This is a genomic window from Maledivibacter halophilus, assembly GCF_900167445.1.
Taxonomy (GTDB): Bacteria; Bacillota; Clostridia; order Peptostreptococcales; family Caminicellaceae; genus Maledivibacter; species Maledivibacter halophilus.
This window is the reverse complement of the sequence record NZ_FUZT01000003.1, coordinates 366,203-381,485: the sequence shown is the minus strand read 5'-3', so window position 1 is coordinate 381,485 and position 15,283 is coordinate 366,203. Positions and strand designations below refer to the sequence as shown.

General features: G+C 34.4%; 10 protein-coding genes. 9 read left to right on the top strand and 1 reads right to left on the bottom strand.

Translation table 11 applies throughout. From position 1 onward, the window contains the following. Positions 1-52 precede the first annotated feature (52 nt). The 8 genes from B5X81_RS07745 to kamE all read left to right on the top strand — a co-directional run bounded on the left by B5X81_RS07745 (position 53) and on the right by kamE (position 10,564). The gene (locus tag B5X81_RS07745; RefSeq protein WP_330397356.1) at positions 53-1,216 is read left to right on the top strand and encodes a DALR anticodon-binding domain-containing protein; all 1,164 of its coding nucleotides are present in this window, start codon (positions 53-55) and stop codon (positions 1,214-1,216) included. Continuing rightward, a complete protein-coding gene (locus B5X81_RS07740; protein ID WP_244282027.1) occupies positions 1,203-2,729 on the top strand; it encodes a sigma-54 interaction domain-containing protein in 1,527 nt (508 codons plus the stop codon). The genes B5X81_RS07745 and B5X81_RS07740 overlap by 14 nt, the downstream gene beginning before the upstream one ends. A gap of 446 nt (positions 2,730-3,175) precedes the next feature. After that, on the top strand, positions 3,176-4,213 hold the full coding sequence (gene kdd / locus B5X81_RS07735) for an L-erythro-3,5-diaminohexanoate dehydrogenase (protein ID WP_079490693.1): 1,038 nt from the start codon (positions 3,176-3,178) through the stop codon (positions 4,211-4,213). A gap of 28 nt (positions 4,214-4,241) precedes the next feature. Next, positions 4,242-5,495 carry a lysine 2,3-aminomutase gene (kamA, locus tag B5X81_RS07730; protein ID WP_079490835.1) on the top strand — a complete coding sequence of 418 codons (1,254 nt, stop codon included), beginning with the start codon at positions 4,242-4,244 and terminating at the stop codon, positions 5,493-5,495. Positions 5,496-5,536: 41 nt separating this feature from the next. After that, positions 5,537-6,571 (top strand): lysine 5,6-aminomutase reactivase subunit KamB, encoded by a 1,035-nt coding sequence (gene kamB, locus B5X81_RS07725; protein WP_079490691.1) that lies wholly within the window; start codon positions 5,537-5,539, stop codon positions 6,569-6,571. A gap of 14 nt (positions 6,572-6,585) precedes the next feature. After that, positions 6,586-8,226 carry a lysine 5,6-aminomutase reactivase ATPase KamC gene (gene kamC / locus B5X81_RS07720; RefSeq protein ID WP_079490690.1) on the top strand — a complete coding sequence of 547 codons (1,641 nt, stop codon included), beginning with the start codon at positions 6,586-6,588 and terminating at the stop codon, positions 8,224-8,226. Positions 8,227-8,252: 26 nt separating this feature from the next. Beyond that, a complete protein-coding gene (gene kamD / locus B5X81_RS07715; protein ID WP_079490688.1) occupies positions 8,253-9,809 on the top strand; it encodes a lysine 5,6-aminomutase subunit alpha in 1,557 nt (518 codons plus the stop codon). After that, positions 9,809-10,564 carry a lysine 5,6-aminomutase subunit beta gene (gene kamE / locus B5X81_RS07710; RefSeq protein ID WP_079490687.1) on the top strand — a complete coding sequence of 252 codons (756 nt, stop codon included), beginning with the start codon at positions 9,809-9,811 and terminating at the stop codon, positions 10,562-10,564. The genes kamD and kamE overlap by 1 nt, the downstream gene beginning before the upstream one ends. A gap of 55 nt (positions 10,565-10,619) precedes the next feature. Here the strand turns inward: kamE and B5X81_RS07705 are convergent, their stop codons facing one another. Continuing rightward, positions 10,620-11,633, bottom strand: coding sequence for a coiled-coil domain-containing protein (locus B5X81_RS07705; protein ID WP_079490685.1), 1,014 nt, complete (start codon positions 11,631-11,633; stop codon positions 10,620-10,622). A gap of 539 nt (positions 11,634-12,172) precedes the next feature. On the opposite strand from B5X81_RS07705, the gene B5X81_RS07700 reads away from it, so the two are divergent. Then, on the top strand, positions 12,173-15,238 hold the full coding sequence (locus B5X81_RS07700) for a hypothetical protein (protein ID WP_079490684.1): 3,066 nt from the start codon (positions 12,173-12,175) through the stop codon (positions 15,236-15,238). The last annotated feature ends 45 nt before the right edge of the window (positions 15,239-15,283 follow it).

Here is a 15,283-nt window from a genome sequence, read left to right as displayed (position 1 = left end):
AGAACTTAGAACTTGCCACTTAGAACTTCTTTCTAGAAAGGGGTGATGAAAAATTAAACAAAAGCTGAAAAGTATTTTAATACAAGCTGTAAAAGAAGCAGTAGATATATCATTAAACACGGAAGATATAGATATAAACATCCCTAAAAATAGGGAATATGGAGATTTTTCTTCTAACATTGCCATGAAATTAGCTAAAAGGGTAAATATGAAGGGCTATGAACTAGGAGATGATATAAAGAATAGGCTTCTTCCAAAATACAGTTTTATTAAAAACATAGAAGTTATGGACCCTGGTTTTATTAACTTCTATTTAAAGGAAGAAAACATGATAAAGGAAAATCTTATATCAGTAGAAAATGGAGACTTTAAGAGATTTAATAATACAAAAAAGGATATAAAGTTAATAATGGTGACCGATAGAATTAGGGATATTTGGGATATCCAAAACTTTAGAGGCTTTATGAATATGTATTATTTAGGAAACATATACAACTTTGTAGGATATAAAGCAAGGAAAATATTAATGGTAAAGGATTATGATAGTGATATAAATACCAGGTATCTACTGTCAAACTTTAAAGATGTGGAAATAAGTTTGAATGAAAGAGAACTAAGTGAAGGCATTACATTTTCTGCTTCCCCCTATCAAGGGGTATTTAGAGGCATTGATAAAGACAGATCAATTATAGAAGGTGTAAGGATACTGAAAAATGGATTTGTAATAGATAAAATTACTTTAACTGATTTAATAGAGGAAATAGGGTTTCATAGAATCAAATATACTCTATGTAATAAAGCAATAGCCAATGAAATAAATATGGAATTAACTACGGACTATTTAAGGTATATTCAATATCCATATAATAGAATATCTTCAGTGATAAGCACATTAAAAAAAGAAGGAATAGACATAGGGAATATAGAAAATATTAAAAAGGAGCTTTTGGACAATCCCTTAGAAGAGAAAATCATAAAAAAAATGACGGGCTTTAAAGATGCATTAATAGATTCAATAAATCAAAACCAGCCCTATAGACTAATAAAATATGCCAATGAATTATGCCAAATCTTCTATGAGATAAATTCCACTATAGTGTTTAGACAATTAAACAGAGAAAAGCTAATGACCCTATTAAAGTTGCTGGACAGCTTTAAAATAATATTAAAAGAAATATTAGGAATATTGGAACTGCCCCTGTATGAGAAAATGTGAAAATACAGTTCTAAGTCCTAAGTTCAAAGTTCTAAGCTTAGGGTCATTAGACCCTTTTGCTGCGACCTTTGTGATGAATTTTGGGCGATTGCTGCTGAAAAATTGGCATATGGAGGAAGAGCTTATGAATAATCTATTAAATGGAAAAAACATAGAGAAAATTTTAGATTTTGTTAGCGATGGAATTCAGATAATAGACAAAAAAGGGAATATAGTCTACTGTAATAAAATGGCTGCAATTTTAGATGACATTAATAAAGAAGATGTAATAGGGAAACACGTATTTGATATATACCCATCTTTGCAAGAGCAGACCAGCACTCTATTTCAAGTCCTTAAAGTCGGCATCCCCCTATTTAATATAGAGCAGTCCTTCATCAATTATAAGGGGAAGAAAATCACGACAATAAACTCCACCTTACCTATAAAAATAAATGGAAGAATTATTGGAGCCATAGAAATATCACGAAATATTACAGACGTCAAGGCTTTATCGGAGAAGGTAATAGACCTGCAGAATAAGATATATGGTGGCAGAGACGAAAAAAACATATATGATGATGAAGTAAGCTTTTCCTTTAAAGATATAATTGGTCATAGTAAGGAAATTCTAAGGATAAAGTCCATAGCTATGAAGGCAGCACCCAGTCCATCACCCATACTTATTTATGGTGATACTGGTACTGGTAAAGAACTTCTGGTGCAGGCAATACACAATGCAGGAAGAGCAGGAAAATCCTTTGTTGCTCAAAACTGTGCAGCATTACCGGCAAATTTACTTGAAGGCATATTGTTTGGAACAGTTAAAGGAAGCTTTACAGATGCCGATGACAGACCTGGGCTTTTTGAACTTGCCCACGGGGGAACATTGTTCCTGGACGAAATAAACTCAATGCCTATCCAGCTTCAGGCAAAGCTTTTGAGGGTTCTTCAGGAGCATAGAATCAGAAGACTTGGAGACATAAAAACAAAGAAGGTAAATGTCAGGGTTATTGCTGCAACCAATATCCCTCCCGAGGAAGCAGTGGAAGAAGGGCTTTTAAGAAAGGACCTATACTATAGAATAAATGCAGTCTCCATAGGAATACCTGATTTAAAGGACAGAAAAGAAGACATTCCCCTTTTGACAGAACATTTCATAAAAAAATATAATAATATACTCAATAGAAATATCAAGGGTATATCTGGAGAAGTTGCTTCTATTTTTCAAAGCTACAGCTGGCCAGGCAATGTGAGGGAGCTGGAGCATGTTATAGAAGGAGCTATGAATATTATCGACAAAGACATAATAACAGTAGGAGACCTTCCTAAAAATTTGATAAAATTTTATCATGGAATAAGTACAGAGGCAGTAAGAGAAAAACTTCCTCTAAAGGATGCCCTTGAAAATTTGGAAAAGCAAATGATTAAAAATGCCCTCAAGGAAACTAATAATAATATAAGCCAAGCTGCATCACTGCTCGGAATTCCAAGACAGACACTACAGTATAAAATAAAGAAATACATTTTGTAACCACGGGGGACAGTTCCTGGATAATCACCTATAGCCCAGGGAAACTTAGTGGAAAATATTTTTGACAGCCCACTAAGACTAGCTCCCTATGTAATAATAAACCTCCTATAGTCATATATATAAGGTGCCTAGAATTCGGCACAAGACTACCAGTAAAAGAGATAATTTCTAATCTCAAGACCTTTCAAAATCCCGTTTTAGCCTTAATAACAAATTTAAATTCAATCCCAAAAAGATATGGCATAATATTTGCATTATATAAGAGAAAAAGGAAGAAATTTTATCTTTATAAATATTCCAGCAAAACAGTTAATTTATACACTAGAGAGTTTTAATATTTCATTTGAGTGATTTTTATAAACCTGCTTTTTCCCTTTTTATAAATAAAATTTCTTCAAATAAATAATATTCTATAATGAAAGAATAAAGTATGGGGGTATGAAAAGATGAAAAAAGGATGTAAATTTGGAACACATAGAGTAATTGAGCCAAAGGGCACATTACCTCAGCCGGCATGGAAAATTGACAACGATATGAATATCTATGATAACGAAATACTTATTGATGTACAAACTCTTAATATTGACTCTGCAAGCTTTACTCAAATAAAGGAGGAAGCAAATGGAGAGGTGGAAAAAATCAAAGAAATAATGCTTGGTATAGTAGAAAAAAGAGGTAAGCATCATAACCCTACGACTGGTTCTGGAGGAATGCTTATAGGAACTATAGAAAAAATTGGTCCAGCCCTAGAGGGTAAAACAGACTTAAAGGTAGGAGATAAGATTGCAACCTTAGTTTCCTTATCCCTTACACCACTTAGGATTGATAAAATAAAAGAGGTGAGAAAGAATGTCGATCAAGTAGATGTAGAGGGAAAGGCAATTTTATTTGAAAGCGGCATATATGCTGTAATACCAAAGGATATGCCTGAAAATCTTGCATTATCGGTATTAGATGTTGCAGGAGCACCTGCCCAGACTGCAAAATTGGTTAAGCCGGGAGATACAGTATTTGTAATAGGAGGAACAGGAAAATCAGGAATGCTGTGCCTTTATGAAGCAAAGAAAAGGGCAGGTATAACTGGAAAGGTTATATGCTTAGGAACTAGGGAAGAAAGTGTAAACAGAGTCAAAAAAGTAGGTCTTGCAGATGAATATATAATAGCCGATGCAACAAAATCTGTGGAGATTATGGAAAAAGTAAAGGAAATAACAGGCGGCAAGATGGCCGATGTAACCATTAATTGCGTAAATATTCCAAATACAGAAATGTCAAGTATATTGGCAACAAAAGATGATGGACTTATTTATTTCTTCAGCATGGCAACAAGCTTTACAAAGGCGGCCCTTGGAGCTGAAGGAGTTGGAATGGATACAAGGATGATAATAGGAAACGGATACACTAAAGGACATGCAAAAATATCACTGGAAATCATGAGAGAAAGTAAAGAGCTTAGAGAATTGTATGAAAAGCTTTATGCCTAAAAACCAAAAAAATGGGAGTGGTAAATTAATGAGACATTATTCTGAAATAGAACTATGGAAAGATGTTACTGACCAGCAGTGGAATGACTGGCACTGGCAGGTTAGAAACAGAATTACTACAGTGGAGGACTTAAAGAAGGTTATCAATATTACACCGGAGGAAGAAGAGGGAATAAACAAAGCCCTTAAAAAATTGAGAATGGGAATTACCCCCTATTATGCAGCATTAATGGAAAAGGATGACCCTAACTGTCCAATTAGAAAGCAGGCAGTTCCTACACTGTATGAAACATATATAAGTGACGCTGACCTGGACGATCCATTACACGAAGATACTGACTCCCCTGTTCCAGGACTTACCCATAGATATCCCGACAGAGTATTATTTCTCATAACAGATATGTGTTCAATGTACTGCCGTCATTGCACAAGAAGAAGATTTGCAGGACAAAAAGATGACGAAAGTCCACTGGAAAATATAGATAGGGCAATAGAATATATAAGAAATACTCCAGTGGTTAGAGACGTATTATTATCAGGTGGAGACTGCCTATTGGTATCCGATGAAAGACTTGAATATATTATAAAGAAGCTTAGGGAAATACCCCATGTAGAAATAATAAGGCTAGGCTCAAGGACTCCAGTTGTTCTCCCCCAAAGAATCACACCGAATCTTGTAAATATGCTTAAAAAATACCATCCAATTTGGCTGAATACACATTTTAATCATTCAAAGGAAATAACTCCCGAAACTAAAAAAGCATGTGAGCTAATGGCCGATGCAGGAATACCCCTGGGAAATCAATCAGTTCTTTTAAGGGGCATAAACGATTGTGTTCATGTAATGAAAAAATTGGTTCATGACCTAGTTAAAATAAGGGTAAGACCCTATTATATCTATCAATGTGATTTATCTGCAGGAATCGAGCACTTTAGAACCCCAGTTTCAAAGGGGATAGAAATCATAGAAGCCCTTAGAGGCCATACATCAGGCTATGCTGTACCAACCTTTGTTGTGGATGCTCCCGGTGGAGGAGGGAAAATACCAGTTATGCCAAACTATGTAATTTCCCAATCACCCAATAAGGTTATACTCAGGAATTACGAAGGAGTTATTACAACCTACACAGAACCGAAAAGATATGAAGAAAAATGTTCATGTCCTGTATGTAGAGGAGAAAATCAGCATAAGAACACCGGTGTAGCTGGACTGCTTCAGGGAAATAATCTTGCACTAGAACCATCTGATTTAGAAAGACATAAAAGAGTACATCACGAATAGTGAATAGTGAATAATTAATAATTAACACAGGGGGATTTGCAATGCAGCTGCTTGATTTAATAAAAGATAGGCACAGTATAGTGTCGGTAGTGGGGATGGCCAAAAACTCCGGAAAAACTGTAACCTTAAATGAATTAATTGAAGAAGCCCTAGACAGCAATTTAAAGCTTGGAATTACATCTATAGGACGAGATGGAGAAAAGCAGGATGTAGTTACATTTACTGAAAAGCCTCTCATCTACATTAATTCCGGCACTATAATTGCAACTGCAGAGGAAATCTTTAAGGTTTGTGAAGCTAATCTTGAAATCCTCGAAATAACAGATCACAATACCTCCCTTGGAAGGGTGGTAATAGCTAGAGCCCTTTCATCGGGCTATGTTCAGATAGCCGGGCCCTGTACCAATAGGGATGTAAAAAGAGTTGCAGATAGAATGCTCCATTATGGAGCCAGTATAATTATAGTCGATGGAGCATTAGACAGAATAACCTCAGCTTGTCCAGGGATTACACAGGCCACAATACTGGCCACAGGTGCAGTTTTGAGTAGAAGCATGGATAAAGTAATAGAGAAAACCGCCCATCAGGTAAATATGTTTAATATAGAGGAAATTGAAGATAATAGGCTTGAAAAAATAAATCAGAAGATTTTAAAAGACAAAACTATGTATATAGTTAACAATGAATATGAAATAGAGGCTTTAAATATAAAAACAGCCCTTGGTTTTGGAAGGGAAATAGCTGCTGCCCTTAAAAAGGATACAAAATACGTTATTATAAGGGGATCCCTAGTTACAAAAACATTAAAGGATATAGTTACATCAACTAAGCTTTTTAAAAATGTTACATTCGTTGTAAATGATGCAACAAAAATATTTATTAATTATAAAGATTGGCTGTATTTTGAGAAGGTTGGAGTTAATATTAAGGTTATGGAAAAAATCAATATATTGGCAGTAACCATAAACCCATATTCTCCCCTTGGTTACTATTTTTCTCCAGGGGAGTTTATGGATAAAATGAAAAGAGTTTTAAACCCGGTACCTGTTATAGATGTTATGATGAGCAATTTGTAAAATAAAGGGTGGGGGTGTTTATAATTTATATATCAGGGGATACTGAAAAAAATATAGATTTAAATTTTGTTTTCGATAATCTTAATGTATATACTCCATATGGAGAAGCCTATAAAAAGGCCATGAGACCATATGAATTTAAGGAAAAGGATAAGCTGACAAAGGAACTGGATAGAGTAGAAAATATTGTAAGGCTTATAGAAAGACAGAGATATGATTTTATAGAAATGAGAAGCTCCTTTAAGCAAATCAAGGACTTGAGGATGACCTTTAAAAGAGTAGATGAAGGTGAAATATTAAGTACTACAGAGCTCTTTGAAATAAAGGGATTTATAAATATTTTAAAGGCATTAAATGAAAGGTTAAACAAGCTAAAGTGGACTATCCCTGAGGATATAAGACCTATGCCTATACCATATTTGGAGAATTTATTTAATCCCAGTGGGGTCAAATCCAGTACCTTCTATATATATGATGACTATTCTAAAAAGCTTGCCATGATAAGACGGGAAATTAGAGATATAGAAAGTAAAATCATCAGGGAAAGAAGAAAGCTAAAAAAGAGAGTAGAAGAGGATTTAAATGTAAAGTTAAGGCCCAACGGAGAAATCACAATAAATAAGAATGATGAAGAATTAATCGATAAATTTAAAGCATATGAATTTTTAACATATAGCTTGGAAACATATATGAATATAACCTTTAAGACGATAAATACTTTAGATATAGACAAATATAATGAAAGGCTTCAGGAATTAAAGCTTTTAGAGGAAGAAGAGGAATTTGAAGTTAGAAAATTTCTAAGTCAGGAGATAAGAAAATATATTAAGGATATAAGTAGAAGAATAGATGCCATAGGTAAACTGGATCTGCTTGTCAGTAAAGGATACCATGCCATTGGATTCAAAGGAAAAAGACCGGAGATAATAGATAAAAATAGCATATATATACTGAATGGTCGGAACATTAAAGTAGAACAAAATCTTAGAAAAACAGGAAGAGAATTTACCCCCCTTACCCTTGAGCTAAATAAAGGTGTTACATGTATAACCGGTGCAAATATGGGAGGAAAGACAATAGCCCTAAAAACTATAGGGCTCCTTTTAGCCATGGCCCAGTATGGAATGTTTGTACCTGCCGAGGAAATGAAATTATCACTTAAAAAATATATATTCTTTTCAATGGGGGATATGCAGTCCGCCGATAAGGGACTCAGTACCTTTGGTGGTGAGATATTAAAAATAAAGGAAGCCATAAAGGATGCTGATCAGAAGGGACTCATATTAATTGATGAATTGGCCAGGGGAACAAACCCAAAGGAAGGCTATGCAATTTCAAAGGCAATAATAAATCACCTGAAAAACAAAAATACAATAACAGTAATAACAACCCATTTTGACGGCCTAGCCGATGAAAGGGAAGTAAAACACCTTCAGGTGCGGGGACTATCGGTTAAGGATTGGGATGAAATAACTGAAAAAATAAAGGGTGAAGAAAAGTCCATAGATATGCTTCATTACTATATGGATTATAGACTAAGGGAAATCAAAGACATAAAGGAAGTGCCAAAGGACGCCATAAACATATCGAGACTTATGGGACTAAACGAAGAAATACTAAAGGATGCGGAAGAAATATTAATCAGTAGTGAATAATGAATTAAATCACGGGGGTGTGAATGATGCAAAATAAATTAAATCTAGATAAAGGACTAATCGAAAAAGCCAGAGGCTCTGCAAGGAATATTGCCGAGGATATGCAGAGGTTCATAGAGAAACATACTACTGTAACCGTTGAAAGGACAGTAGTAAGACTTTTAGGAGTAGACGGAGTAGATGATATTGAAAAACCTCTTCCAAATGTTGTGGTAGACCATATCGCTGAGGGTGGAGGACTTTCAACTGGGGCTGCCTACTGGATAGGAAATGCCATAGCAAACACAAGGAAAAATCCCCAGGAGATAGCCGAGGAAATAAGTACAGGGCAGCTAGATATAATGAAGCTTCCAATAGCAGATGAAGAAAAAATTAAAGAGGAAATTCAAAAATTAGCAATAGATATGGTTGCCACAATCAGAGAAAATAGAGAAGAAAGAGAAGCCTTGATAAAGGATATCGGTGAAGGGAAAAAGCCATACCTTTATGTAATAGTTGCAACGGGAAATATATATGAAGATGTACTGCAGGCCCAGGCAGCAGCAAGACAGGGAGCCGATATAATTGCAGTAATCAGAACAACAGCCCAAAGTCTTTTAGACTATGTTCCCTATGGCCCAACCACCGAAGGCTTTGGAGGAACCTATGCCACTCAGGAGAACTTCAGAATAATGAGAAAGGCCCTGGATGAGGTTGGAAAGGAAGTAGGAAGATACATTAGACTCTGCAACTATTGTTCAGGACTTTGCATGCCGGAAATAGCCGCAATGGGAGCCATAGAAAGACTAGATGTAATGCTTAACGATGCCCTGTATGGAATACTCTTTAGAGATATAAACATGCAGAGAACCCTTGTTGACCAGTTTTTCTCTAGAGTTATCAATGGATATGCGGGGATCATTATAAATACAGGAGAAGACAACTATCTGACTACCTCCGATGCCGTTGAAGAAGCCCATACAGTTTTGGCCTCCCAGTTTATCAATGAGCAATTTGCCCTTAAGGCTGGAATTCCTGAAAAGCAAATGGGACTTGGCCACGCCTTTGAAATGAATCCCAATATAGAAAATGGATTTTTATGGGAGCTGGCCCAAGCTCAAATGGCAAGGGAGATATTCCCCGATGCTCCACTTAAATATATGCCTCCAACTAAATTTAAAACAGGGAATATATTTAAGGGACATCTTCAGGATGCACTATTTAATATGGTTGCTATAATGACAGGACAAAGCCTACAGCTTTTAGGTATGCTAACCGAGGCAATTCATACACCTTTTTTACAGGATAGGGCATTGTCCATAGAAAATGCTAAATATATATTTAATAATATGAGGAATCTTGGTGATGAAATAGAGTTTAAGAAGGATGGTATTATTCAAAAAAGAGCTGCTCAGGTACTTTCAAAGGCTGCTGATATGCTGGAGGAAATAGAAGATGAAGGACTATTTAATATAATTGAGGAAGGAAAGCTTGCAGGAGTTAAGAGGTCCTTTAACGGTGGAAAGGGACTTGAGGGAGTTATAATTAAGGATGAAAAGTACTTTAATCCATTTGTTGACCTTATGCTGGGAGGTGAGAGATAATGGCTGTTCAAAATGTAGATTTAACAAGAGTAAAGCCCTATGGTGATACATTAAACGATGGAATGACCCAGCTTAGTTTTACATTACCCATTCCCATTGGACCCGAGGCAGAGGAAGCAGCAAGACGACTTGCACTCAAAATGGGGCTTGAAGAGTCTAGGGTTACCCACTCAGAGGACCTTGGTGTAGGCTATACAATGTTTGTTGTATATGGAAAATGCATCCACACAGTAGATTATAAAAATATTGAAGTTCCAAAGGTGGATGTGGAAGTAATGGATAAATCTGAAGTTGAAGAATTTATAAGGGAAAATATAAAAAGGGATATAACAATAGTAGGGGCATGTACCGGAACCGATGCCCATACCGTAGGAATAGATGCCATTATGAATATGAAGGGTTATGACCATCACTATGGACTTGAAAGATACGAGGGAATAAAGGCCTACAATCTTGGCAGTCAAGTTCCCAATGAAGAATTAATAGCAAAGGCAATAGAAGTAGATGCCGATGCAATAATAGTATCCCAGGTAGTAACTCAAAAAGATGTTCATATTCCAAACTTGACTGAGCTGGTGGAGCTTTTGGAAGCAGAAGGAATGAGAGACAAAATAGTTTTAGCCTGTGGGGGACCGAGACTAAGCCACGAGCTGGCAAAGGAGCTGGGCTATGATGCGGGCTTTACAAGGGGTTCCTATGCAGAACATGTGGCTTCATTTATAGTTACTGAGATGGTGGAAAGAAAACTTATATAAAAAGCGAGGGCCCAAAGCAGCGAATTTCTATGCTGCTCTGGGCCCTCTTTTCATTTTAGTATTCATCCCTATCGCTTATTTTGTTGTCTCTATGATCATATTCATATTCAGCGACTTCATCATCATCTTCATCATAAACATAAACTATAATATCTTCATTAAAATCTTTATCTATATCATCACATAAATCTTCTATAAAATCTCTAAACTCTGATTTGTCCCTATCCTTCCATTCATCTCTTTTATCAAAATTATCTCCGTACAGCTTAACTCTAATATCTCCGTTAGACCTTTGAGAGACGCGGAAATCATCGAAATCAAAGGTTACATCATCATCTTCATATTCGTCATAGTCATCCTCAAGCATATCCTCAATATCTTCTAAATCATTGTCATCATCATCATCGTCGTCATTATCGTCAGCATATTTATCCCTTAGAATCTCAACCTCTAATTCCAATTGAGATGTCTTGTAATCCAAATTATTTTTTAGAAGAGATTCTTTGTCCAATTGATAAGTATAATTATTTATATCTATATCTTTTTCTACCAGTTCAGATTCCAATTTGTCTAGTTTTGTGGCTTTTTCATCAAGATTTCCTTCTAAAGCATCTATTCTAGAAGCCTGACCCGATATATTGGATTTAAGAGCTTTAATCTCATTATTCTTTTCATTTAAATCATTGTTTAGATTCTTAATCTCGTTATTCTTATCAGTTAAACTTCTTTCTAAGTTTAAGATTTTAGTATTCTTTTGTTCCAGCTGACCTTCAAGTATGGTTATTTTAGTATTTTGATCCTTTGAACCTTCAGATAAAAGATTAATCTGATCCTTCCAATTTTCTACACTTCTTTTGAGCTCCAAAATTTCGTTGTCCTTATCATATAATTTGGTTTCTAGGCTGTAGATTCTATTATTCTTAGAATTAAGTTCTGATTTTAAACTATCTATTTCCCTTTCCAATTGTTGGACATATTTATCACTATAAACTGCATTCTCTTCGGAAAAAGCTGATATAGTACCTAAAATAAAGAAGCAGAAGAGGATAATAATTAGTTTGTTTCTCAAAGTTATGCACCTCCAAGTATAATTTTGCTTTATATCAATAGAATACACTAATCCTATTGAAAATGAAAGATAAAAAAATAAATTTGGAGAAATTAGGAAAAAAGAATCATTATAATTATGACTAAAGAAATCAAAGGATTTTGACGATAAATTATATATAATCATGCTAATATTCTACATTGTTTTACATTAAAACTAGCTTTAAAATTTAATTATTTCCTTTTCATTCATGCTGTAAACCTGTTTTCATATATAATTTTCAAGAAAGTAACTATGCAATTTGCTAAGGTTTGCTAAGGTATAAATGTGAAAAGTTGACAAAAATTTTGTAAAATATATGATAATATTAAAGAGACTTATGGAAATTTTATAGCTGTGACACCATTAGCCTTATTGGTTCTAATGGTTGTTTATATGTAGTAGATAATTTTTTAGTAAGGTAATTATGCAATTTGCTCAGTTAAGTAAATTTTCACAACTATTTCATCGGAGGGAGGAAAGCTGTAATCTTCCAAAGGGTAGAATTCAGCAAAAACAATATGGGGAGAAAACTTTATTACTATAGGATTTTTTTAGCAGCTTTTATAATGCTTTTTATTTTTTTACCAATAATAGCTAATGCTCAGACAACTGTAGAAAGCACCAGCCCATCAAATGGTGAAGAGAATGTAGGCTTAGAACCTACTATAAAGATAAAATTTTTATATAACCTGAAAACCACAGATTTTACAGGTTTTTTTGGCAGTGATAATCAGGAGGAAAATAAGATACATCTTAGGCTTGGAGATATGTATAATGAGGATGAGTATGTGGCTTTAGATAATTTAAATACAGAAATATCCATAGCTTCTGATAAAAAAACATTGTTAATAGACCTGAAGGATGATGAGACAAATGTAAATGGACTGCTGAGATCAAACACACCCTATACTTTTATAATTGATGAAGACAGCATAGAGTTCGATGTAGATGGGGATGAAAAACTATTTAATGAAAAAATAGTATTGAACTTTACCACTGGAAGTAGTGGAGAAAGTCCAAGGGCTGTGTCATACTCCTCAAGCTCCTACTTGAGAGATGATATAACAGATATAGATTCAACAAATTTGGACAGCTCAGGAAGCATTTATATAGCCTTTGATAAAGCCATTAAGCTTGATAAGGATTTTGAAACAGATAATAATTACTTTAAACTTTATGACTGTGGTAACATCCATATGTATGATATTGATAAGCTGGATGAAATTAATAGTCAATTAAAGAAACTCGATATAAAGAATGTAGAAATCCTCAAATATGAAAATGAATATAGAATCTTAAAGATAACACCTAAGTATTCTTTAGATAATTTAAACAAATATAAGATAAGCATAGATAAAGAAGCAATAGAAAACTTATCGGGATATAATCTGGATAAGGATATAGAATTTAGCTTTTGGACTAAAAAATCAAGTAAAGATTTAGATGTAAGCTGGGAAAGTGTGGCAGGGTATAAAGTTGATGAATTTCAAGAAGGAATACCATTTTTTGAATCACCTAAATATGGGAAAATCGCTCCGATATATATTGATATAAAGGGTGAGATTATACCTAAAGCTCAAGAAAATTTATTTGAAGGCTTAAAGGATATAAAACTAGCTGATTATTACAAGTATACAGATAGTGGGAAAATGACAGATATAGAAATAGATAGAATAGATCAAGTCCCAGTTAAAAATTTTCCTAAATATGGAGAGGACCACACAAGGCTGTATATTTACCCAAGCCAAGAGTTAGTTTATGGTCGAAGATATAAGCTGGAAATCCCAAGTGGCACATTTGAAAGCAGATCGGGGAAAAGCCTGTCAAGGTTGGAATTCGATTTTGTGGTAAAAAGCAATAGTAAGCAGCCAATGGGTATATTAAGCTTGGAAAATAATGAAAATGATATTGAAACTATTTCAAAAGAAACATGGGAAATCTTAATAAGGGGATATAATTTTAGACAAGCCATAGAGGGTGCAACAATATCTAATGCAGAAGGTACTAAAGTTGTTAACATATCCCTGGAAGATATTGAATTTCAGGATGTAACAACCATAAAAGTAAAAATAAGAGATGATAGTAAACGTGAATTTTTAAAAGAGTTTGGTTCTATTAATGATGAGTTAAAGCTTAATATCAATATAAACTTTAATAATGGAGCTTCTCTTGAATCAGATGAACTTATCATAAACCCGAAGGGCAGTCCTGAACCAATAGAAAAAGACCCATCGGATATTGATATATGGTATGATGAAAATGAAATAAACAAAAGGAAAATAGATGGAGAATATATATATTTCTTAAAAATAACCTTTAAGGATATTGATTTTGATGGAGATGGAGCTGGAGAACTGGATATAAGGCATTCTGAGTCCTCCGATGGAACAACAAGATATACTGGACTTGAAGCACTTATGGAAGGGACTTCTATAAAAGCAAGGGGAAGCAGCCTTTCACTTTTGAATATTGATTTCATAAGAAAAGTGATTAATGTATTGGAGGATAAGGAAGCATCAGAGGGTAAAAAGAGTAGATATTTAGAATACATATTTGAAAAAAATGAAAAGAAAATGGAAGTATATCTTCATGTACCCATAAAACAGTTAAATTCTCAAACCACCTACAATGTTAACATAGCCTCAGATATTATAGCCTATTCTGACAGCATCGAAGGCAATAAAATAATTACATGGAGCTTTACAACAATGGCAAATCCTTTAGTTAACGATGTATTCATAGGCAGTGTTGTAGAAGACTATGATGAGGATGACCCCATTATAATTACAGGAGAATATTTTTATGAGGATGTAGAAGTATATTTTAATGATATAGAAGCTGAGCGTGTAAAAATAAAGGAAAATGAAGATGGAAACAGATATTTAGAGGTTTATCTTCCCGATGGAAGAGATAGACTAGAGCCTGGTATATATAATATATATGTTGAAAATGATGAGAATCACGTTAGAGAATTATATGGAGAATTTAGTGTAGTTAAAGAAGGAGACTGGATTCCCAATGAAGAATATATTTCTGATGAAGTTGATCTTGGAGAAGTAAGGGCGGATATAGAGGTCAGTGAAAATACAGTTATGTTAAAATCGAAATATGCCGATGACAAATATTTAGAGCTCGATTTAGATAATCTTATGGGAATAGAAACTTTAGTAAGGAAAATAGTCATAGATGGAGATGAAAGTGACAAAATTGGAATTTTAAAGACAAAGTCTAAATGGGCAGATATAGACTTTTATAATGTAAGATTGGATTCAGGTTCCGATGATGATGAGATAATTTTAACTTTAGGAAGGGCAGATCAAGCCTTGAAGCAGTCTCTACAGAAAAAATTGGCTGGAAGCTCAGTAAAGTCAGAATTTATAAGGGCAACAGCTAAAAACTCTAGTTTTGACAGCATAATACTTGATATACCCTTTGAAAAATCCAATGGTAAAAATCTTGAGGTCTTAAGATATGATGAAGATACAAGGAATTTCTATATGGAAAAAATGACAGTAAACCAGGTGGACAAAATAGTTACTGTACAAAGTAAAGCCCCAGGAATTTTTGTAATAATAGCGGATTAAGCTCTGCCATGGGGATTATCCCCGTGGGAGAGCTTAACTTGTAAC